This window comes from Streptomyces atratus (assembly GCF_040655115.1).
GTDB lineage: Bacteria > Actinomycetota > Actinomycetes > Streptomycetales > Streptomycetaceae > Streptomyces > Streptomyces atratus_D.
Map to the genome: position 1 here is coordinate 143963 of NZ_JBFAJH010000008.1, position 19925 is coordinate 163887.

General features: G+C 72.7%; 20 protein-coding genes. 4 read left to right on the plus strand and 16 right to left on the minus strand.

The window, feature by feature from the left end; translation table 11 throughout:
- Positions 1–56: 56 nt before the first annotated feature.
- From AB0I23_RS12670 to AB0I23_RS12730, 13 genes are all read right to left on the minus strand, one after another.
- Positions 57–659: an anthrone oxygenase family protein gene (locus AB0I23_RS12670; protein ID WP_359109222.1), complete on the minus strand. Its 603-nt coding sequence runs from the start codon at positions 657–659 to the stop codon at positions 57–59.
- Positions 660–808: 149 nt separating this feature from the next.
- A complete protein-coding gene (locus tag AB0I23_RS12675) occupies positions 809–1711 on the minus strand; it encodes an alpha/beta fold hydrolase (RefSeq protein WP_359109223.1) in 903 nt (300 codons plus the stop codon).
- Positions 1708–2532, minus strand: coding sequence for an indole-3-glycerol-phosphate synthase (locus AB0I23_RS12680; RefSeq protein WP_359109224.1), 825 nt, complete (start codon positions 2530–2532; stop codon positions 1708–1710). Before AB0I23_RS12680 ends, AB0I23_RS12675 begins: the two co-directional genes overlap by 4 nt.
- On the minus strand, positions 2529–3311 hold the full coding sequence (locus AB0I23_RS12685) for an N-(5'-phosphoribosyl)anthranilate isomerase (protein ID WP_359109225.1): 783 nt from the start codon (positions 3309–3311) through the stop codon (positions 2529–2531). The genes AB0I23_RS12680 and AB0I23_RS12685 overlap by 4 nt, the downstream gene beginning before the upstream one ends.
- Entirely contained in the window at positions 3308–4453 is a 1146-nt protein-coding gene (locus tag AB0I23_RS12690; RefSeq protein ID WP_359109226.1) for an acyl-CoA dehydrogenase family protein, read from the minus strand. Before AB0I23_RS12690 ends, AB0I23_RS12685 begins: the two co-directional genes overlap by 4 nt.
- Positions 4454–4544: 91 nt before the next feature.
- Positions 4545–4919, minus strand: coding sequence for an ectoine synthase (locus tag AB0I23_RS12695; RefSeq protein ID WP_359109227.1), 375 nt, complete (start codon positions 4917–4919; stop codon positions 4545–4547).
- A complete protein-coding gene (trpA, locus tag AB0I23_RS12700) occupies positions 4916–5749 on the minus strand; it encodes a tryptophan synthase subunit alpha (RefSeq protein WP_359109228.1) in 834 nt (277 codons plus the stop codon). The genes AB0I23_RS12695 and trpA overlap by 4 nt, the downstream gene beginning before the upstream one ends.
- A complete protein-coding gene (locus tag AB0I23_RS12705; protein WP_359109229.1) occupies positions 5742–6773 on the minus strand; it encodes a hypothetical protein in 1032 nt (343 codons plus the stop codon). The genes trpA and AB0I23_RS12705 overlap by 8 nt, the downstream gene beginning before the upstream one ends.
- A 3-nt stretch (positions 6774–6776) precedes the next feature.
- Positions 6777–7040: an acyl carrier protein gene (locus AB0I23_RS12710; RefSeq protein ID WP_359109230.1), complete on the minus strand. Its 264-nt coding sequence runs from the start codon at positions 7038–7040 to the stop codon at positions 6777–6779.
- 145 nt (positions 7041–7185) lie between these two features.
- Positions 7186–8694 (minus strand): AMP-binding protein, encoded by a 1509-nt coding sequence (locus tag AB0I23_RS12715; protein ID WP_359109231.1) that lies wholly within the window; start codon positions 8692–8694, stop codon positions 7186–7188.
- Positions 8691–9548: a MaoC/PaaZ C-terminal domain-containing protein gene (locus tag AB0I23_RS12720; protein ID WP_359109232.1), complete on the minus strand. Its 858-nt coding sequence runs from the start codon at positions 9546–9548 to the stop codon at positions 8691–8693. The genes AB0I23_RS12715 and AB0I23_RS12720 overlap by 4 nt, the downstream gene beginning before the upstream one ends.
- Positions 9545–10810 (minus strand): beta-ketoacyl-[acyl-carrier-protein] synthase family protein, encoded by a 1266-nt coding sequence (locus AB0I23_RS12725; protein ID WP_359109233.1) that lies wholly within the window; start codon positions 10808–10810, stop codon positions 9545–9547. Before AB0I23_RS12725 ends, AB0I23_RS12720 begins: the two co-directional genes overlap by 4 nt.
- Before the next feature lie 268 nt (positions 10811–11078).
- On the minus strand, positions 11079–12293 hold the full coding sequence (locus AB0I23_RS12730) for an aminotransferase class I/II-fold pyridoxal phosphate-dependent enzyme (protein WP_359109234.1): 1215 nt from the start codon (positions 12291–12293) through the stop codon (positions 11079–11081).
- A 410-nt stretch (positions 12294–12703) separates the two neighbouring features.
- Here AB0I23_RS12730 and AB0I23_RS12735 point away from each other — a divergent pair, with 410 nt between their 5' ends.
- Positions 12704–13516 carry an AfsR/SARP family transcriptional regulator gene (locus AB0I23_RS12735; RefSeq protein ID WP_359109235.1) on the plus strand — a complete coding sequence of 271 codons (813 nt, stop codon included), beginning with the start codon at positions 12704–12706 and terminating at the stop codon, positions 13514–13516.
- 217 nt (positions 13517–13733) lie between these two features.
- Here AB0I23_RS12735 and AB0I23_RS12740 read toward each other — a convergent pair whose 3' ends face one another.
- Genes AB0I23_RS12740 through AB0I23_RS12750 form a run of 3 tightly spaced genes read right to left on the minus strand, consistent with a single transcriptional unit; the run spans position 13734 to position 15738 of the window.
- Positions 13734–14486, minus strand: a complete 753-nt coding sequence (locus AB0I23_RS12740) for an SDR family NAD(P)-dependent oxidoreductase (RefSeq protein WP_359109236.1) — start codon at positions 14484–14486, stop codon at positions 13734–13736.
- Positions 14483–15466 carry a 3-oxoacyl-ACP synthase III family protein gene (locus tag AB0I23_RS12745; protein ID WP_359109237.1) on the minus strand — a complete coding sequence of 328 codons (984 nt, stop codon included), beginning with the start codon at positions 15464–15466 and terminating at the stop codon, positions 14483–14485. Before AB0I23_RS12745 ends, AB0I23_RS12740 begins: the two co-directional genes overlap by 4 nt.
- An 11-nt stretch (positions 15467–15477) precedes the next feature.
- Positions 15478–15738: a hypothetical protein gene (locus tag AB0I23_RS12750; protein WP_359109238.1), complete on the minus strand. Its 261-nt coding sequence runs from the start codon at positions 15736–15738 to the stop codon at positions 15478–15480.
- A gap of 206 nt (positions 15739–15944) precedes the next feature.
- Here AB0I23_RS12750 and AB0I23_RS12755 point away from each other — a divergent pair, with 206 nt between their 5' ends.
- Genes AB0I23_RS12755 through AB0I23_RS12765 form a run of 3 tightly spaced genes read left to right on the plus strand, consistent with a single transcriptional unit; the run spans position 15945 to position 19914 of the window.
- Complete coding sequence (locus AB0I23_RS12755; protein WP_359109239.1) at positions 15945–16829, plus strand: class I SAM-dependent methyltransferase; 885 nt, start codon at positions 15945–15947, stop codon at positions 16827–16829.
- Positions 16830–16834: 5 nt separating this feature from the next.
- On the plus strand, positions 16835–18346 hold the full coding sequence (locus AB0I23_RS12760; protein ID WP_359109240.1) for a flavin-containing monooxygenase: 1512 nt from the start codon (positions 16835–16837) through the stop codon (positions 18344–18346).
- 59 nt (positions 18347–18405) lie between these two features.
- Positions 18406–19914: an FAD-binding protein gene (locus tag AB0I23_RS12765; RefSeq protein ID WP_359109241.1), complete on the plus strand. Its 1509-nt coding sequence runs from the start codon at positions 18406–18408 to the stop codon at positions 19912–19914.
- Positions 19915–19925: the final 11 nt, after the last annotated feature.

Genomic DNA, 19925 nt, shown 5'->3' on the forward strand with positions numbered 1-19925 from the left:
GAGGTTGGGCGGAGACCGGACGGTCGCACCGGGCAGGACGTCACGCCGGGCGGAGGTCACACAGGCCGGAAGGGCGCGGTCGCGGTCGCGCGGCCGTAACGAAGCAGGGCGGAACACAGCGCCCCGAGGCTCAGCACGCACAGCACGGTCCGGACGGCGTTCACCGGCACCCACACCGACTTGAAGTCCTCGATCACCGCCGGGAGGTCCTTGGCGGTGGCCGTGTTCCCGAGCGCCGCCAGCTCCGCGTTGAGCGGGAGGTTGACCGCGACCGTGATCACGAGCACCGCCAGGTAGCAGACGGCCGCGACGACCAGTGGCACGGCGACCGCGTGGCGTTTCTTCCGGAAGGCCACGATCGCGGAGGCGACCGTGAGGCCCAGCGTGGCAAGGAAGACCATGCCGAACAGCGCGCTGCCGTCGATCACCGCGTTGAAACGCTGCATGGCCGCCGCGTACGTGCGGTCGTCCAGCTCCGCGAGGCCCGGCATGACGGAGATGTCGTAGGCGAAGAACAGCCCGGCCATCAGGCCGGTGCAGAGGACGGAGGCCACCAGAAGCGGCCCCGCGACCCGGTCGCGGCCAGGCGGCACAGACGCGGGCGGCCGGGAGGAAGGCGCCGCCCACGGTGCGGGGCTGGGCGGAGGGTAGTGGCTCACGTTGCCGTCCTATCGATCGGGTGGGATCTCCCGGCTGCTGACGGACGGTGCGCGCGCGAGAACGCACCGTCCGCACTACTTGAGGACCATCCCAGCAGGCGGAGGGACGTGTGGTCCATGCTTCACACGCTCGGACGCATACGCGGTCGTCACCGGACGGTGGCCGGTGCGGTCGTCAGGCACTCCTCCAGGAACGCCAGCGCGCACAAGTGGTAGCGGGGGGCGGCCAGTCCGAGGCTGAGATTGTGGCCCGCCTCAGGGACGCGTTCGACCGCGGGGCGGCGTATCCGGGTGAAGCAGTCGGCCACGGAGGCCAGTTCGTCCCGGTCGAGGCGCCACCAGCCCTCGTACTCCCCGAAAGTGAGCCGCACGGGGCAGCACACCCGGGCCGCGATGCCCGGGAAGCGGGCGGGCCAGAGGGCGGTATCGGCCTCCTCGGCGGCCGGGACGTCGCGGAGCAGGGCGCGGCCGGCGTGGAAGGTGCCGCCCGGATAGAGCCGCAGCGGTCCCCAGTTGAGCCGGCCCGCGCCGCCACCCAGGGTGTCGGGGAAGTGGGCGGCGGCCGGAGAGTAGTGCCGGCCGCAGCCGTTGAGGTCGAGCCCGAGCAGGCGCTCGGCCGGGGCCTCGCCCCATGGCTCGCCCGCCAGGTACATGGCGGTCTTACCGCCGTCGGAGTGGCCGAGGAGGAAGAACCCGGCCCCGACCGGGTGGAGTTCGGCGTAGTCGGCGAGCGTCTGGCGCAGCAGTCGGGCTTGGTCCGCCAGGGGGAGGCCGAGCGGGAGCGACGAGCGGGAGAGGCCGTAGCCGGGCCGCTCGACCGCGAGGACGGTGTGGCCGAGGGAGGTGGCGAGGGCGAGCAGGGAGGTGTGCGGGGCGACCGGTCCGGCGAAGTAGCCCGGGGACATCGCCCGGCCATGGATCGCGACGAGTACGGACCGGGGCCTGCCTGTGGCGGGGGCGGCCCGCCAGGCGCCGAGCCGGTGGCGGCCGCGTCCGAGCACGATCCGCTCCACCCCGTCGGTGGTGACGGTCTCCATGGGTGCGGCGCTCACACCGGCGCTCCTTCCGCCTCGACGACGGGGCCGGCCGGGAGCGGCGGCTCGGCGGGGGTGGGCGCGGGCGCCGAGGGAGGTACGGAGGCGGTCGCCGGAACCGGGATCGTCCCCGGCACGACGGCCCCGGCGCGGCAGGCGTCGAACTCACGCAGCCATGCCTCCACGCTGGGCGCGCGCAGGAGCGCCGTCCCGACGAGCAGGGCGGCGTACCCCTCCGCCAGCAGCCCGGCAGCGACCTCTGGACCGCTCACCGCGCTGGCGCTGACCGGGCAGAGGGTGCCCGCGGCCCGTACGGCGGGCAGCAGGGCCCGGCTGCGGTCCAGGTCTCCCGCGTCGCGTTCCTTGGCGGTGATGTCCTTGTTGTTGACCGCGATGACGCAGCGGTGCGGGTCGGGCAGGCCGGCCGCCTCCTCGGCGCGGGTGATCTCGACGAAGGGGGTGAGGCCGTACTCCCGGCACTCCCGGGCGAGGCCCACCAGAGACTCACGCGGCAGCAGCGCGGCCGTCAGCAGCACCGCCGAGGCGCCCGCCGAGGCTGCGGCAGCGATCTGGTCGCGGCGGGTGACAAAGTCCTTGAGCAGCACGGGGACGCGGACCCGGGAGGTGACCTCCGTCAGCATGGCGGCCGATCCGCCGAACCACCGGCCGGTCACGACGGAGACGCACGGGGCACCGGACCGCTCATAGGCCGCAGCCAGGTCGCCGGGGCTGCGGCCACGCAGCAGGTTGCCGCCGTGCGCGTCGCGGGCTTTCACCTCCATGATCAGAGGGCGCTCGGCGCCGAGGAGCGCGGAGATGAAGGGCAGGGGCTGGGTCATGTCGGGTTCCCTTGCAGGGTGGTGGACGCGGGAGGGGCGTCCGTACGGGACCGGGCGCCCTGACCGGCCCCGGCGTGCATCCCCGGCGGGCTTCCCGTCCCCGTCCAGGCGCGGTCCAGGGCGGCGACCCGGTCGGCGCTCAGCAGGCCGTCGTCGCCCCGGGCGGCGCTGTCCACGTCCACGCCCCGGAAGCCGGGGTCCGCCCCGAGGTCCGGGCGGCGCGCCGCGTCGGCCTCGGTAAGGCCCCCGGCGAGCAGGAAGGGCAGCCCGAGTGCGGGCAGCAGCGGCTCCAGCGCATCGGGCGGGAGGCGGTGGCCGGTGCTGCCGACCCCGCCGCCCGGGGTCGCGGCGTCCACGAGGAACAGGTCGGTCCCCGCCCGCGCGTAGGCCCCGAAGAAAGGACGTTCGACGCAACGCCCGTCGACGACGTGCACGGCCTTGACGAGAACCGCGTCCGGCAGCGCGGCGCGCAGGGCGGCGACTGCCCGGGGCGGCTGGTAGGCGTGGAGCTGGATCCAGCGGATGCGGGCCGCCCGGGCCGCCCGCGCGAGCCGGTCGGCGTCATGCAGAAAGGTGACGAGGACGGGTTCGGCCCGGCCCCCGGCGCGGACGGCGTCAGCCAGCTCGGGCACGGCGGCGGGCACGTCGTGGGCGCCGCCCTCGACGCCGTACCAGAGGCCGACCAGATCGGCACGCGCGGCAACAGCGGCGGCCTCCTCGATGCGGGTCGCCCCGCACACCTTCAGCAGCGGCCGGGGCGCCGGCGGCGGTGCGCTCATCCCCCGAGCCCCAGGGTCGAGGCGATCCGGTTGTACTGGATGTCATTGGTGCCGGAGTAGAGGGTGCCGGCGACGGCGGCGCGCAGGTCCTTCTCCAGGCCGACCTCGGAGAGGTAGCCCGCGCCGCCGAAGACACGGATCGCGGAGAGGCTGGTGGACAGGGCGGCCTCGCTGGCGAGGATCTTGGTGATGGCGAGGTCGGCGGTGACGTCCTCCCCCGCCGTGAGCCGCTCGGCGGTGTCGTACAGCCACTTGGCGGCGGTCTCGGTGCGGATCTTCATGTCGACCACTCGGTGCGAGACCGCCTGGTAGTCGCCGATGGGGTGGCCGAAGGCGCGGCGTTCGCGCGCGTAGGCGACGGCGCGCTCCAGCCGGTGGCGCATCTCGCCCAGGCCGACGGTGAAACCGAAGAGGATCTCGCGCTTCATCACGTGGTCGAGGACGACGAGCCCGCCGCCGGCCCGGCCGAGGACGCGGTCGGCCGGGACCCGGCAGCCGTCGAGGTGCAGGGTGGACAACGGGGCGGTCCGAAGACCCATCTTGGCGGTCGGCTCGCCCACGAAGAGGCCGGGCGTACCGCGTTCGACGAGGAAGGCGGTGGTCCCGAGCGGACCGCCGTCGGGGTGGGTGCGGGCGTAGACGACGAAGACGTCGGCGATCGGGCCGTTGCTGACGAACGCCTTGCCGCCGGTGAGCACGTAGTCCGCGCCGTCCCGCTCGGCCCGGGTGGTCATCGCCATCGCGTCGGAGCCGCTGTCGGGTTCGGTGATGGCGTGGGCGCCGATCAGCTCCCCGGAGCAGATGCCCGGCAGGAAGCGCTCCCGCTGGGAGTCCGTCCCGAAGGCGTCGAGCGGCACCCCGGTGCTGGCCATCGAAGTCGTCACGCAGAAGTTGAGGCCGGTCTCCCGGCAGGTCTCGCCCAGGGTCTCCAGGACGTGGAGGGTGGTGACGAGGGACTGGCCGGCGCCGCCCCACCGCTCGGGGAAGGGCAGCCCCAGCACCCCGCTCTCACTCACCGCCCGCCAGCGGGCCGGGTCGAAGGCGGACCGCGCGTCCGCCTCGACGTGTCCTTCGCTGAGGGTCTTGCCCCACTGGGCCATGCCGACGCTCAGTGCCTGCTGATCTGCGTTGCGGTGCCTCACTGCGGAGCCTTCCGTACGGGCCGTGCGGGTGGCCTCGGTCGGTTACGGGCGGGGGAAGCGTGACGAACCGGGCGCCCGCTGAACTGGTCGGCTAGTAGGCCGACGAGACGTTCTCGTCGAGGTTGTGGACCTCGTCGCCACGGAGCGCGGGTGCGAAGACGCAGACCAGCCGCATGTCCTCGTCGGGCGAGGCGATCAGGTAGTGCGGGTCGTGGTCGTTCAGCGCGTACAGGACGCCCGGCGTCAGCGGGTGGCTGGTGCCGTCGAGCTCCACGACCGCCCCGGAGCCCTCGATGCAGTAGCAGGTCTCCAGGTGGTTGCGGTACTGCAGCCGGGACTTGGTCCCGGCCAGGACGGTGGTGTCGGTGATGCTGTAGCCCAGGCCGTCGGCGTCCACGATGAAGCGGCGGCTGAGGCCGTTGCCCCACTCGACGGTCTTGGCGTTCTCGAGATTGCGGATGATCACGGGTGTCCTCCTCGGGACGTGGGGGTTGTGGTGAGGGCGGCGATGAAGGAGCGGTAGGCGTCGACCGGGTCCGCCCCGGTCTCGCGGGCCCGCTCCACCACCGCCACCCCGGCGGAACCGACGATCGCCGCGTCCGCGCCGCTCAGTGCGACGGAGGTGAGGTCCTCGGCGGTCGATACCCCGAAGCCGACGGCTATCGGGGAAGCTGTGAAGTCACGCAGGGAGCCGACGATCGGGGCCAGTCCGGCGTGGCCGGTGGAGGGCGTGCCGCTGCCGCTGCGTCCGTAGCGGGCGACCAGGTAGAGGTAGCCGGTGGCGTGGGCCGCCGCCTCGGTCACCGTGGCCGGGGGGCTCGCCGGGTAGCAGGTGGTGACCTCGGGCAGTCCGGCCTCGCGCAGCGCCTCGTGGTGGGCGGGACGCAGCCGGGGTGGCAGACCGTGGGCGAGCAGGGCGTCGACGCCGCTGTCCGCCACGGCCCGCGCGTAGTCGGCCGGCGGCGCGGTGCGCAGGCTGTGGCTCCAGTCGGCGAGCAGGGCTATGCGCAGGCGCGTCAGGGACGGCCGTACGGCCGCGACGAAGGCCAGGGTCTCGGCGAGGCCCACGCCTTCGGCGAGCGCCCTGTCGGCGGAGCGCCGTACCACGGGCCCGTCGGTGGGCGAGTCCGGGAAGGGGACGGCTAGTTCAAGGCAGTCGACGCCCGACTCGTCCAGCATGGCGACGCAGTCCTTGAGGACGGGCAGGGGCGGATCCCCGGCGTTCAGGAAGACGGCCAGGCCCAGTTCGGCGCGGGCGCGTGCCTCGCCGAAGAACCCGTGGGTGAACTCAGCCAACGCGGCTCACTCCTCGCGCGCGGGTCGTGGTGAGGCGTTCCAGCAGTCCGAGCGCGGCCCCGTCGTCGAGCGCTGCGCCCGCTTCGGCGACGGCCGTGGCCCAGTCGTCGCGGTGGCCGGAGGCGACGGCGAGCGCGGCGGCATTGAGCTGGAGGGTCGCGCGCAGCGGGGCGCCCGCCCGGCCGGTCAGGACGGTCCGGAAGTGGTCGGCCACATCCTCCCGGGAGACGGGGGCGAGGTCGTCGAGGGTGCCATCGGAGGGGACCAGTTCGCCGGCCCGGAGCGTGTGCGTGTCGCCGCCCGGGAGGTGGAGCGTGTTGTCGGTGACGCTGAGGAGTTCGTCGGCGCCCGCCGCGTTGGTGGTCAGCCAGGTCTCGGGGCCGCCGGGCCGGGCGGCGAGGGTACGGAGCGGGAGCGGAGGTTCGGTCGCGGAGACTCCGGTGACCTGGGCGGCCACGGGGACGGCGGCCAGGAAGGGGCCGAGGGTGTTGAGGAAGCGGCCGAAGACCCGCATCGGGGTGGGGGCCGCGAGCAGCGCGAGCCGGGCGAGCTGGCCGGGGTAGACGAACGGGCCGGTGAAGGCGATGCCGCACGCGGCCAGGTGGTCGGCGGTGTGGTCGAGGGAGGAGGTGAGGGGGACGCCGAGGCGGTCCAGGAGGTCGACCGAGCCCGTCCGCGCGGTGTGGGCGCGCGAACCGGACTTGACGACCCGGACGCCGGTGGCGGCGGCCACCAGGGCGGACGCCGTGGAGAGGTTGACGGTCGGGGGCCCGCCCCCGGTGCCCACCACGTTGACGGTGCCGGGCCAGGGCGCGGACGGCGGGGCCGGGCGGCGCCGGTCCAGCGAGTCGAGGAGCGCGAGCAGGCTCGGGCCGTCGGGGAGCGCAGCGGTGAGCGAGGCGAGCAGGGCAAGGACGTCGGCGCGGTCCAGCGCTCCGTCGGCCAGTGCCTGCCACAGCGCGTCCCAGTGGTCCGCGTCGGTCAGGGCCCGCCGGTCGACGACCGGGACGAGGGCGGGGTGCACGGCTCAGCTGCCCGTGACGGAGGCGCCCCGGGAGCGGGCGACGTAGGCGTCGATGGCCTGGACACTGCGGAAGTTGTCCGGGTCGAGGTCGGTGTCGCCGACGGCGAGCTCGAAGTGGAGCTCGACCCAGGCGATCAGCTTGAGGACTCCGAGGCTGTCGATGATGCCGTCGCCCAGGAGGTCCTGGTCATGCGGCAGTTGGGAGGGGGTGAGGTCGGGCAGGAACTCCCGGACGATGTACTCGCTGATCTGGTCGGCGTTGCTCACGAGGCGCTCCTTGGCGGGTGTTCGTACAGACGTGTCGTACGGAGGTGTCGTACGGGCGTGGTGGTACGGAAGGGGTCGTACGGGGTGTGCGTACAGACGTGCTGGTACGGCGTGTTCGTGCGGGACGTGCCTGTGTACGCGGCCGTCAGGACCCGGTGCCGACCGGCGCGGCCGGTGCCTGGGGCGCCGCGGGGCGGATCGCGGCCAGGGCCCGGCGGTCCACCTTCCCGGTGCTGGTACGGGGCAGAGGCTCGCGTACGGGGACGAGGGTGGCGGGCAGCGAACCGCGCGGCAGCCGGGCGGCGCAGTGACGTCTGAGGTCGAGGCTGGTCGCGGTGGAGTCGCGCTCCAGCCGGACCACGGCGACCAGGCGGCGGCCCTCGACGGGGTCGGGCAGGGTGGTCACCCCGGCTTCCACGACGTCGGGGTGGTCGAGGAACACCTGCTCGACCTCGGCGGTGTTGACGGCGACGCCCCTGATCTTCACCTGGTGGTCGAGGCGTCCTACGAGCCGCAGGACCCCGTCGGCGTCGGCCTCGACCAGGTCGCCGCTGCGGAACCAGCGCGCCCCGCCGCCGGGACCGTCGGCCGGGTCGGTGATGAACTTCTCGGCCGTACGCCGCCGGTCAGGGTAGCCGGTGCTCTGGAAGGGCGTGGAGACCTCCAGCTCGCCCCGGCCGGTGACGAGGCGGCCCGCGGAGTCCCTCAGCCGGATGCGCACGCCCGGGAGCGGGCGGCCCAGCGGCGGCGGGGAGGGCAGCGGCCGGTCCCGGTCGACCTCGTGGATCAGACTGTCGTTGGTCTCGGTGCAGCCGTAGACGTTGTGCAGCCGCGCGCCCGGGGCGAGGGCCGCGAGGGCGGCGAGGGTCTGCTCGGCCATCACGTCCCCGGTGAAGACCGCATGGCGCACGGTCTCCAGCGGGCCGCCTCCCTCGGCCCGCGCGGCGGCGGAGACCAGCGCGTAGAAGAGCGGCACCGCCTGGACCACCTCGATCCGGTGGGCGCGCAGCAGGCCCAGCAGGCGGGGGCCGCTGGCGGCGACCGCCGGGTCCACGAGCACGACTTGCCCGCCATGGGCGAGCGTGGTCCACACGTCGAGCAGACACAGGTCGAAGTTGAGCGGAGCGTAGTTGAGGACGGGGGTCCCCTCGGTGATACCGAAGGCGTCGGCGGCCCAGCGGGTGAAGGCGTCCACGCCGTCGTGGGGCAGGGGGACGGCCTTGGGCGTTCCGGTGGACCCGGAGGTGGTCAGGACGAAGCCGGTGCCCGGCGCGACGGCCTGCTTCCGGGCGTCGCCGGACTGCGGGGTCAGGGTCGTGACGGCCTCCCCTGCCAGGGCGTACCGGCAGCCCGCCTCGGCGGTCACGGCGGCGAGGTGGTCACGCGGCAGCGTGGGCGAGGGAAGCAGGGCGGGGCGGCCGGAGGTGAGGCAGGCGAGAACGGTGGCGACGGTCCGGGGCGCCTTGGCGTCGAGGACCGCGAGCGTGGCGCCGACGGGGAGGTGTTCGGCAAGGCGGGCGCGGGCGGCGGCGGTCTCGTCAGCCAGCTCACGGTAGGTGGTGACGGTGCCGTTCCACCACAGGGCGGGGGCGTCGGGGGTCTTCTCGGCCCAGCGCAGGACGGCCTCGGCGGTCTCACCGTGTCGGTCGGTCATCGGTGCCTTCCCTCTGCGGGTCCCAGGCGGGCCCAGCCGCCCTTGACGGCGACGGCCCCCTGGGAGCGGACGGTGAACAGGACGGTGTCTCCGGGGCCGGGCGGCGCGGACGGCGGAGTGAGTTCGAGGGCCGTGTCCGTGCCGGGGAGCACCGGGCGGGCGAAGCGGGCGCCGAGCGCCCGGACGCGGTCGGCGTGCCCGTCGGCGTACCGCTCGGCGATCTCCTCGACGGCCAGCGAGACCAGCGCCATGCCGTGGGCGATGACGTCGGGGAAGCCCGCGTCCTGGCCGGCCGCCGGGTCGAGGTGGACGGGGTTGAGATCCCCGGCGGCCTCGCCGTAGCGGGCGATCCAGTCCCGGTCGATCGCGACGGCGTGGCTCACCGGCGTACCGGGCGCCTCCTGGCGGGGCGCGGGGGCCGTGGCGAGTGCGCCGTGCGGCTCGGTGGCGCGGATGCCGACCAGCAGGATGTGCGCGGTGAGGTCGGCGACCGCGGTCCCGGCTTCCCGGTCGGTGAGGCGGGTGCGCAACGCGAGGCGGGTGCCCTTGGGTTCGACGCGCGCCCCGAGCACCTCGGCGCGGGCGTCGACGGCGGTGCCGGGCAGCAGCGGGGCGAGCAGCTCGATCTCCTGGGCGAGGTGAACCAGGGAGTACGGGCCGTGCCCGGCGGCGAGGCCGGCGACGGTGCGTTCGGCGAGCGGGTGGGTGAGGACGAAGGCTATGAGGGGGCCCGCGTCGGGTCGGGCGGGCTCCGCCCGGCCGAGGGCCTGGCGCGTCACCGTGCGGTAGTGGTGGGCGGCCGCTGGGTCGAACGGCGGGGCTGCCGGGTCGAGGAGGGGTCCGGGCAGTGTCATGCGGGGGTCACCACCAGGCTGCTGTTGTGGCCGCCGAAGCCGAAGGAGTTGGTCAGCGCGGGGCCGAGGGCGACGGGCCGTGGGGCACCGTGGACCACGTCGATCTCCATCTCGGGCTCCGTTCGTGTGTGGTTGGCGGTGGGCGGCACCGCGCCCGCGTTCATCGACAGGACGGCGACGACGAGTTCGACGGCCCCTGCCGCTCCGATGAGATGGCCGATGACGCCCTTGCTGGCGGTCACCGGAAGCCCGTACGGCCCGAACACCTTCGCCAGCGCGGCGGCCTCGGCGCGGTCGTTGTGCACGGTGGCGGTGCCGTGGGCGTTGACGTGGGCGATGTCGGCGGGGGTGAGCCCGGCGTCGGTGAGGGCACCGGACATGGCGTCGGCGGCGAAGGCGCCGTCGGGGTGCGGGGCGGAGAGGTGGTACGCGTCGGAGGTGGCGGCGTGCCCGGCGACGAGGCCGTGGAGGCGGGCACCCCGGGCCCGGGCGTCCTCCGCCCGCTCCAGGACCACGAAGGCGGCTCCCTCGCCCATGACGAAGCCGTCCCGGCTCTCGTCGAAGGGGCGGCACGCGGTCGCGGCGTCGGTGCGGGTGGAGGCGGCGTTGAGGTTGCCGAAACCGGCGAGAGTGATCGGGGTGAGGGTCGCCTCACAGCCTCCGGCGATCACGAGGTCCGCGCGGTGGTCCCGGAGCATCGCGGCGCCCAGGCCGATGGCGTCGGCGCCGCTGGCGCAGGTGGTGCTGACCGTGAGGGCCGGGCCGTGCCAGCCCAGTTGGAGTGCGATCTGCGCGGCGGCGGCGTTGGGCATCGTCATCAGGGGCATCAGTGGGCGGACGCCCTGGGGGCCGCGGGCCGCGAAGTTCACGGACTCCTGGTCACTGGTGGTACGCCCGCCGACGGCGTTGCCGACCACGATCGCGCAACGAGCGGCGGAGGCCTCGGGGAGCCCGGCGTCGGCGTGCGCGGCCAGGGCGGCGGCAAGTCCGTACCGGGCGAAGGGGTCGAGCCGCTGGGCGTCCTTGCTCGCCAGCACCCGCTGCCAGGGGTGGTCCCGGCCGTCGTCGGTGAGGCCGCGCACCCGGCAGCCGATGCGGATGCGGTGCTGCGCGACGTCGAAGTGGGTGAGGTCGGCGGCGAGGGAGCGGCCGGCCGAGACTGCGGTCCACAGCTCCTCGGTGGTACAACCGGCCGGGGTGACGACACCCATGCCGCTGATGGCCACGTCCGATCGGGCGGGACGTCCTGCCGGAGTACGCATGGTCTGTTCTCTCCTTCCCTCTCCGGTGGTCTCGGGCCGACCGGAGCAAGCGAGCACGGCCTGTTCCCCGCCGCTCTCCGGGGCGGTCGCCCGGCGGGGTCCGGCGCGGCGTCGGGTCCCGTACGGCTACGGGGGCGCGGCCCTGGGCCCCACGGCTCCGGGTTCCCCGGGCCCCGGGCGCGCTGCCGCGCCTGGCCGTCCGGCCTGGGCTCCTGGGCTCCTGGGCTCCTGGGCCCAAGGTCCTTCGGCCCGGGCCGGACGGCTCCGGTCAGGCGGCCGGCAGGCCGCACTCCCCCGCGGCCTTGAGGAACGCCTCGGCCGCGAATTCGATGTCCGCGTCCGTGTGCCGTGCGGTGACGGCGATGCGCAGCCGGGCCAGGTCGCGGGGGACGGCGGGGGTCACCACCGGCAGGCCGATGACGCCCAGCCTTCGGGCGGCGGTCGCCAAGTCGTAGGCGGCCTCGTCGGTACCGGCGATGAGCGGGATGACGGCCGTCTCGCTGTCGCCGGTCCGCATCCCGCCCGCCCTGACCAGGTCCCGGAATCGGGCGCCGTGGCTCTGGACCCGGGCGACGAGCTCCGGTTCGGCGCGCAGCACCCGCAGCGCCGCCAGGGCGGCGGCGGCCGACGCGGGGGCGAGCGCGGCGGAGAAGAGGAACGGCCGGGCGGCGTAGCGCAGATGGCCGATGAGCTCGGCCGACCCGGCGACCCAGCCGCCCATGGAGGGGATGGCCTTGGAGAGGGTGCCGAGTTTGACGTCCACCCGCACCTCGCGGTCGAAGTGCTCCTCGATGCCCAGGCCGGTTCGGCCGATGACGCCGAGGGCGTGGGCCTCATCGGCCATCAGCAGCGCCTCGTGGGCGTCGCAGACCTCGCGCAGCCGTGGCAGGGGGGCGATGTCACCGTCCATCGAGTAGACGCTGTCGACGATCACCAGGCGGACCCCGCCAGGCGCGGAGGCCTCCAGCCGCCGTGTGAGGTGCTCGGTGTCGTTGTGCCGGAAGCGGACCACGGTGGCGCCGCTGAGCTTGCAGCCGTCCACGATGCTGGCATGGGCGTACTTGTCGACGAAGACGGTGTCGCCGGGGCCGACGAGCGCGCCGATCGTCCCGACGTTGGCGGCGTAACCGGAGCCGAAGGCGATGGCCCGGTCCCGCTCGGCGATCTCGGCGATCTCGGCCTCCAGCTCCTCGTGGAGCGGAATGGAACCCGCCAGCGCGCGCACCCCGTGGTTGCCGCTGCCGTAACGGGCGGCGGCCTCCTGTGCGGCGGAGACCACGCGCTCGTCACCGGAGAGGCCGAGGTAGCTGTAGCCCGACATCATCAGCAGACGCCGGCCGTCCAGGTCGACGTAGGCCGAGTCGCGCTCGGCGGTGTAGGGGACGAAGCTGTTGCGGCGCTCGGCGTCCCACTCCAGCGAGGCCACGCGACGCCGAGTCGCTTCGAGCTTGTGTGCGATTCTCCCCCACCCTGCGGAAGCCATCGGCCGTCCTCTCGTTTATGGCGTCCATTGCGCACCGGCACAACGGAACCGTCGTGCCTAGAATTCAACGTCCACCACGCAATGAGGGCGCAACACGGGAGCAAGATCAAGTAGCTGCCGACCGATTTGCACATGTTAAGTTGCATTCACCAGGAGTTAACTTGCCCCAATTTACAGCCCAGTTGACACAACCCTGTTTTGAACGAGAATGCTGCTTACTCAGTTCTGGGGAGGATTTTACAAAGCTCCTTCTGCTCCGGCTCCCTCCTCCGTGCGCCACAGATCCGCCGCTCGGGTGCGCGGGCCAGATTGAGGTCGTTCGCACGCACCACCAGCACGCCGCACGCCAGCAAGTCGGCTTCCGTCGGCCAAACCGGTGAGGGCCGTCTCAAACTCTGGGGGGATCAGCCGTGCTCATCAGGCTTGTCGGCCTTGTGTCCATCGAACACGACAGAGAAGCCCCCCGGGTTCTCTCCAGTCACCAGGCTCAGATCGCTCTCGCCCGGCTCTGCGTCGAGCGGCCCACCGGTATCGACCGGGAGCAGCTCGCCGACACCATCTGGCCGGACGGCCCGCCGAGCACCTGGGCCTCGGCCCTCCGCAGCGTCGTCAGCCGTCTGCGGGCCTTCCTGTCCGAGGAGTCACCCGCCACCTGCGAGCCGCCTCTGATCGCCCGCGGGGGCCGCTATCTGCTGCGGCTTCCGGAGGGTGCCCAGGTGGACGTGGACCGCGCCGAGACTGCCGCCGTCAGCGCGGCGGCGGCGTACCGCGACGGTGACCACGGCACCGCGCAACGGCTCGCCACCACGGCCGTGTCCCTGCTGCGGGGACCTTTCCTCGCCTCCCACGAGGGCAGGTGGGTCGACTCGGTCCGGGGCCGGCTGGGGGAGGTGCGCGTCTCCGCGCTGGAGACCGCCAGCAGCTCGTCCTCCGCGCTGGGCGACACGCACCACGCCCTGCGGTACGCGGATGAGGCGGTGCGCCAGGCGCCGTTCAGAGAGAGCGCCTACCGGTGCCAGATGACCGCGCACCGGCTGGCCGGCAACAGGGCCGAAGCACTGCGGATATACCAGCAGTTACGCACGGTGCTCGCCGAGGAGCTGGGGATAGACCCCAGCCCTGAGAGCGAGGCCGCCTACCTGGGGCTGCTGAGCACTCCCCGGCCCGTGCCCCCGGCCATCGCGATACGGCACCAGGCGGTGCCTTCGCACCCGCTGAGCTGACACCGGGGAGCCGGGGGCTGCGGGCGCAGGAACCGGCGCCCGCAGCCCCCGGCTCCCTGGTGTTTCCAGCCCTCTCCGTACGGCCGGAGTCCCGGACCTGTCCGCTTCGGACCCACCACCCGCCCACGAACCGATCGACCCGATCAACCCGGCAGCGCGAAATCCGGGAGGGGCGCTCCCACGCGCCGCTCCCGGACTCGTCGCCGTGGGTCCCGTCTCACATGACGGAGACCCCGCTGTCGATGCTGACCACCTGACCGGTCATGCAGTCCTGGTCGAGGAAGAGCGAGACGCTGCGGGCGACTTCCTCCACCGTGACGAACCTCGGCACCGGCGCCTTGCGGGCCATCTCGTCCATGATCCGTTCCGGCAGGCCCTGGGTCATGCCCGTGATCATGAACCCCGGTGAGACGGCGTTCACCGTGACCCCGCGCCGCCCGCACTCGGCGGCCAGCGTCCGCGTCATGCCGATGACGCCGGCCTTGGAGGCGGAGTACGCCGTCTGACCCGCCGTGGCGATCAGGCCCGAGGGCGAGACGACGTTGACGATCCGGCCCCAGCGCTGCCGCAACATGTGCGGCAGCGCGACCCGGCTGGTGTGGAACGTCCCCAGCAGGTTGGTCCGGATGACCTCGTGCCAGTCGTCCGGGGACTGCATCGCCATCAAAGCGTCCCGACGGATCGCCCCGTTGTTGACCACGACATCGATCGGTCCGAGGGACTCCTCGACGCGCCGGTACATCTCCTGGGTCGCCTCCCACGACCCCACGTCCGCGCCGACGACCACCGCGTCGTGCGTCAGTTTCTCGCGTACCGCCTCGGCCTGGTCGGCTGCGCGGCGGTAGTGCACGGCCACCCGACAGCCCAACGCGTCGAGTTCGATCGCCAGCGCCTGACCGAGCCCGCCCGAGGCGCCGGTCACCAGCGCGACCGGCGCGTCAGGGCGCTTCCCCGCTTCCTGTCCGCTCACGCGGCACCTCCCCAGCGCATCAGGACCGAACCCCAGGTCATCCCCGCGCCGAAGCCCGCGAACAGCACGAGCTCCCCAGGCCGGATGCGTCCTGCCTCCAGCGCCTCGGTGAGCGCCAGCGGGATGGAGGCCGAGGCGGTGTTGCCGTACCGCTCCAGGTTGGTCACCAGGGACTCCGGCCGCAGACCGGTGTGCTGGAGAACGGAGTTGATGATCCGGATGTTCGCCTGGTGCGGGACGACGTGGTCCACCTCGGTGGGCGAGACCTTGGCGCTCTCCAGGGTCTCGCGCACCGTGCGGACCGTGTAGCGGACCGCGTTGAGGTAGATCTCGTTGCCCTTGATCTGCGCGTAGTGGAGCCCCTGCGCCACCGTCTCCGGTGTGGTGGGCATCCGGCTGCCGCCCGCGGGCACCTTCAGCGCGTCGGCGCAGGAGCCGTCCGCACCCAGGTTCCACGCCAGCACCGGATCCTCCGGACCCGGCACGAGCACCACCGCGGCCGCGCCGTCGCCCACCAGGATGGACAGGTCACGGTCGGCCGGGTTGGCGGTCAGCGTGTGCGTGTCCGAGCCGATCAACAGGATCGGGCGGCGGTCCATACGGAGGAAGCCCATGGCCGTGACGAGGCCGTACACGAAGCCCGCACACTCGGAGTTGATGTCCATCGCCCCGCCGCCGATGCCCAGTTCATGGTGGACGAAGGCGGAGGTGGCGGGCGAGGGCTGTTCGGGGGTGGCCGTGGCCACGATCAGATGGGCGATATCGGCGCCGGTCAGGCCCGCCTTGTCCAAGGCCGCGCGGCCCGCCTCGACAGCCAGCGAGGCCGTGGTCTGACCGGGGTCGACCGCCCGCCGCTCGCGGATTCCGCAGCGGCTGACGACCCAGTTCTCGTCGACCCCGAAGCGGTCCGCCAGCTCGGCGCTGGTGATGACCCGTTCGGGCAGGGCCTTGCCCCACCCCGCGATGTCGAATCCACTCATGTGGCGTACCGTCACCGCTCGGCCGGCTGGGGCAGGTGCGCCAGCAGCTTGGTGTGCACGTCGCGCATGGTCGTGGTGTCGTCCAGGTCTGCGAAGAGGGACTCGTCGGCGGGGATGTCGGGGTACTGGTTCTGGAAGTTGTAGAGCCACTCCATCAGGTCCAGCGAGTCCACATCCGCGATGTGCTGGATCGGCGCGTCGGGGGTCACCTCGGTGGCCCCCGAGACGGCGGCGAGCTGCTGCGCGAGTTCCTCGACGGTCGGCAGTGCCATGGTTGTTCCTCTCTGAACGCGACGGACGGGCGTGTGTCCGCATGGAAGCCGTTCCTCGCAATCCGACCGCAACAAGGCAGTCACACACCGCTGTTGCGGTCGGATTGCGCCGATCGGCTTGGCTCAGCCCCAGCACAGTTCAGATCACCGGACGGTCGCGCGGCGCGAGGGTGCCCGACGGCCGATGCTGCGAGGAGAGGGCGAGGATGGCGACGATTGCCTCCCACACCGCGGAGCCGGAGGTGGACGCCGTCCGCCACCACTACGAGGTGGGAAACGAGTTCTACCGACTGCTGCTCGGCCCCAGCGTGATGTACAGCGGGGGCTACTGGGAGCCGGGGGAGGGCCTGGTCGAGGCCCTGGACGTCGCACAGGAACGCAAGCTCGACGTGTTCGCCGACCTGGCGCACGCGGCCGGGAAGGACCGTGTGCTCGACATCGGATGCGGCTGGGGCACCCTCGTCAACCGCCTGACGACGAAGCACGGCGTCCGGGAGGCCGTCGGCCTCACCCTGAGCCGCACCCAGGCGGCGTACATCGCGGACCTGGGCAACCCGGCCATCACCACCCGGGTCGAGAGCTGGTCGGAGCACCACGCCCCCGGCGCGTACGACGCGGCGTTCTGCGTCAACGCCCTGGAGCACTTCGTCCCCTCCAGCCTCCCCCCGAAGGAGCGGACCAAGCGCTACCGCTTCTTCTTCCAGCAGGTACACGAGACACTGGTGCCGGACGGCCGGTTCGTGCTGCACACCATGACCGCCGAGGCCCAGCCCATCGGCCGGAAGATCCTGGCGGACCTGAAGTTCCTCCAGCGCTCCGAGTTCACCGGGATGCACATCCCGCACCTGCACGAGCTGGCGGCCGGCGCCGAGGGCCTGTTCGAGGTCGTGGAACTGGTCAACGAGCGCGAGGCGTTCGCGCGGGCGTGCCGCGCCTGGCTGGCCCGGCTCGCCGAGCGGCGCGACGAGGCGGTCGCGCTGGAGAACGAGGAGGTGGTGGCCCGCTTCGAGCGCTACCTGGACATCTTCGCGTACACGCTGGAGGACCGCTTCTTCAACAACTTCCGTCTCACGCTGGTCCGCAAGGGGTGACGGGCATGACTGAGACACCTCTGGACCCCGCGCGCGACCTGCGGGTGGCGGTGATCGGCAGCGGCTTCTCGGGGCTGGGAACGGCGATCCGGCTGCTCCAGCAAGGCATCGACGATTTCCTCGTCTTCGAACGGGCCGACGAAGTCGGCGGCACCTGGCGGGACAACACCTACCCGGGCTGCGCCTGCGACGTGATGTCGCACCTCTACTCCTTCTCCTTCGCGCCGAACCCCCGCTGGAAGAGCACCTTCGGCAAGCAGCAGGAGCTCTTCGCCTACCTGCGCGACTGCGCCGACGAGTTCGGCGTGCGCTCCCGCATCCGCTTCCGGCACGAGCTGACCGAGGCGCGCTGGGACGACCTGCTCAAGCGCTGGCGGATTTCCACCACGGGCGGGGACTACACCGCCCAGGTGCTCGTCACCGGCACCGGCTACCTCAGCGAACCCGCCATCCCCGACGTCCCGGGCCTGGCCGACTTCCAGGGCGAGGTCTTCCACTCCGCCCGCTGGCGCCATGACCTGGACCTCACCGGCCGACGGGTCGCCGTGGTCGGCACCGGCGCCTCCGCGATCCAGTTCGTGCCCGCCATCCAGCCGGAGGTCGGCCACCTCGACCTCTACCAGCGCACCCCGCCCTGGATCGGGCCGAAGAACGACAAGGTCAACAGCGCCCTGCAGACGAAGCTGCTGACCTCCGTGCCCGGCTACCAGCGCTTCCGGCGGAACTTCAACATGTGGGGCCGGGAGATCCTCGCCTTCGTCATGGCGCGTCCCGCCGTCGCCACGAAGATGCAGAAGATGGCCTCCGACCACCTGAAGAAGAGCGTGCCGGACGAGCGGCTGCGGGCCGTGCTGACGCCCGACTACGTGCTGGCCTGCAAGCGCCTGCTCTTCTCCAACACGTACTACCCGGCGATCCAGCAGCCCAACGTGGACCTGGTCACCGACGGCATCGCCAAGGTCACGGCCGACGCGGTGGTCACTGCCGACGGCCAGGAGCGACCGGTGGACACGATCATCCTCGGGACGGGCTTCGAGGCCGTACGGCGGCCGATCGCGGAGCGCCTCTTCGGGCGGGACGGCGTCAGTCTCGAGGAGACGTGGAGCGAGGGCATGAGCGCCCTGCGCGGAACCGGCGTCGCCGGCTTCCCCAACCTCTTCATGATGCTCGGCCCCAACACCACCCTGGGTCACTCCTCCCAGGTGATCATGATCGAGGCACAGATCGCCTACGTCCTCGATGCGTTGAAGACGATGGACAAGCGCGGGCTGGCCGGCGTGGAGGTGCGCCCCGAGGCCCAGCGGGCGTACAACGAACGGCTCGACCAGCGACTTGAGGGCACCGTGTGGAACGCGGGCAACTGCCGGAGCTGGTACCTCGACGAGCACGGGCGCAACCCCTCGATCTGGCCCACCTACACCTGGCGCTTCCGGCGGGCCACCAGCCGCTTCGACCCGGCCGAGCACCTGCTGAGCACCAGCGAGGACCTGCGCGCCCCCGCGCACACCGCTTCCTGACGGCCGCGCCATCGCGACCGAACCGCGTACCCGCGGCCGACGAGACACGGAGATTCCCGATGAACCTGCACACCCCCTCCCGCAGAGCGGTCCTCGGCACGGTGGGCGCCACCGCCACCGTGATCGGCTGGAACGCCACGACCGGGAGCTGGGCCTGGGCCGCCGACACCGCCCGCCGCCCCGGCGACCGCGTCGTGCCCGTGCCCAGCCTCGACGGCACCCTTACCACCGACACTTCCCAGTTCGGCTCCTACGCCCACGACTTCGGCCGTCTGGTGACGGGCACGGTCCCCTGGGCGGTGCTCACCCCCGGCTCGGTCCAGGACATCGCCAAGATGATCTGCTACGCCCGGGCCAACACGCTCAAGCTCGCCGTCAGCGGCCGCAGCGGCACCGGCGGGGACCTGGAGTCCCACTCCTGCTACGGCCAGGCCGCCGTCCCCGGTGGCATCGCGGTGAACGCCCGGGGCATGGCGCGCATCCTGTCCACCGGCTCCGACTCGATCACCGTCGAGGCCGGCGCGACGTTCGCGGAGATCACCGACCACCTGCTGCCCCGGGGCCGTACCCTTCCCGCCCTGCCCGACTACCTGCGGCTCTCCGTCGGCGGCACCCTCAGCGTCGGCGGCATCGGCCTGACCATGGGCACCGAGGGTCTGATCGCCGACACCGTGAAGTCGCTGGTCGTCGTGACCGGCACCGGCGAAGTCGTCACCACCTCGCCGAGCCGTCGGCCCGAGCTGTTCCGCACCGCGCTGGCGGGCGGCGGACAGGTCGGCGTCATCGTCCAGGTCACGTTGCGGACCGTGCCCGCCGCCGAACGCGCCACCGTGTTCAGCCTGTTCTACGACAACGTCGCCGCCTTCATGAAGGACTCCGAGGTCCTGCTGGCGGACCACCGCTTCCAGATGCAGGGCGGCGAGGTGGTCCGGCGGCCGGACGACTCGGGATGGCGCTACAAGATCGAGGCGGTCGCCACCTACTCCGGCGGCCGGGCCCCGGACCGCGCCCGGCTGCTGGGGGGCCTCGAGGACCTGCGCGCCGAGGCGCTCATCGAGGACTACGCACTGCGCGACTACCTCTTCCGCGTCGACGGCTTCGAGGCGTATCTGAAGGACGCCGGATACTGGGCCCAGCCCAAGCCCTGGCTGAGCCTGTTCCTGCCGCGCTCCTCGGCCGCGAGCTTCCTGCGCCTGGCGGAGGGCGAACTGACGCCGGACGGTCTGGGCGGGGGCGTGCTGCTGAGCTACCCGTACCTCACCTCCAATGTCACCGCGCCCATGGCCGTCCAGCCGAACGACCGGGTGGGCTACCTCTTCGACCTGCTGCGCTTCCCGCACCCGGGCACCAGCGCCGCCGACATCGACCGCATGGTGCAGCAGAACCGCTGGCTGTACGACCGGGCGGTGGCGATGGGCGCCAAGCGCTACAACGTCGGCGCGGTGCCCAACCTCACCACCGACGACTGGCGCCGCCACTTCGGCACCTCCTACACGACGCTGAGCAAGGCGAAGCAGAGCTTCGACCCCGGCAACGTCCTCACCCCCGGCCAGGGCTTCTTCGGCTGACCGAGCACAGC

Excerpts from the sequence above, each read along its gene's own strand:
- AB0I23_RS12680 (WP_359109224.1), bottom strand. The coding sequence starts at position 2,532 with ATGACCCAGCCCCTGCCCTTCATCTCCGCGCTCCTCGGCGCCGAGCGC.
- AB0I23_RS12685 (WP_359109225.1), bottom strand. The coding sequence starts at position 3,311 with ATGAGCGCACCGCCGCCGGCGCCCCGGCCGCTGCTGAAGGTGTGCGGG.
- AB0I23_RS12715 (WP_359109231.1), bottom strand. The coding sequence starts at position 8,694 with ATGACCGACCGACACGGTGAGACCGCCGAGGCCGTCCTGCGCTGGGCC.
- AB0I23_RS12720 (WP_359109232.1), bottom strand. The coding sequence starts at position 9,548 with ATGACACTGCCCGGACCCCTCCTCGACCCGGCAGCCCCGCCGTTCGAC.
- AB0I23_RS12725 (WP_359109233.1), bottom strand. The coding sequence starts at position 10,810 with ATGCGTACTCCGGCAGGACGTCCCGCCCGATCGGACGTGGCCATCAGC.
- AB0I23_RS12730 (WP_359109234.1), bottom strand. The coding sequence starts at position 12,293 with ATGGCTTCCGCAGGGTGGGGGAGAATCGCACACAAGCTCGAAGCGACT.
- AB0I23_RS12745 (WP_359109237.1), bottom strand. The coding sequence starts at position 15,466 with ATGAGTGGATTCGACATCGCGGGGTGGGGCAAGGCCCTGCCCGAACGG.
- AB0I23_RS12750 (WP_359109238.1), bottom strand. The coding sequence starts at position 15,738 with ATGGCACTGCCGACCGTCGAGGAACTCGCGCAGCAGCTCGCCGCCGTC.
- AB0I23_RS12755 (WP_359109239.1), top strand. The coding sequence starts at position 15,945 with ATGGCGACGATTGCCTCCCACACCGCGGAGCCGGAGGTGGACGCCGTC.
- AB0I23_RS12760 (WP_359109240.1), top strand. The coding sequence starts at position 16,835 with ATGACTGAGACACCTCTGGACCCCGCGCGCGACCTGCGGGTGGCGGTG.
- AB0I23_RS12765 (WP_359109241.1), top strand. The coding sequence starts at position 18,406 with ATGAACCTGCACACCCCCTCCCGCAGAGCGGTCCTCGGCACGGTGGGC.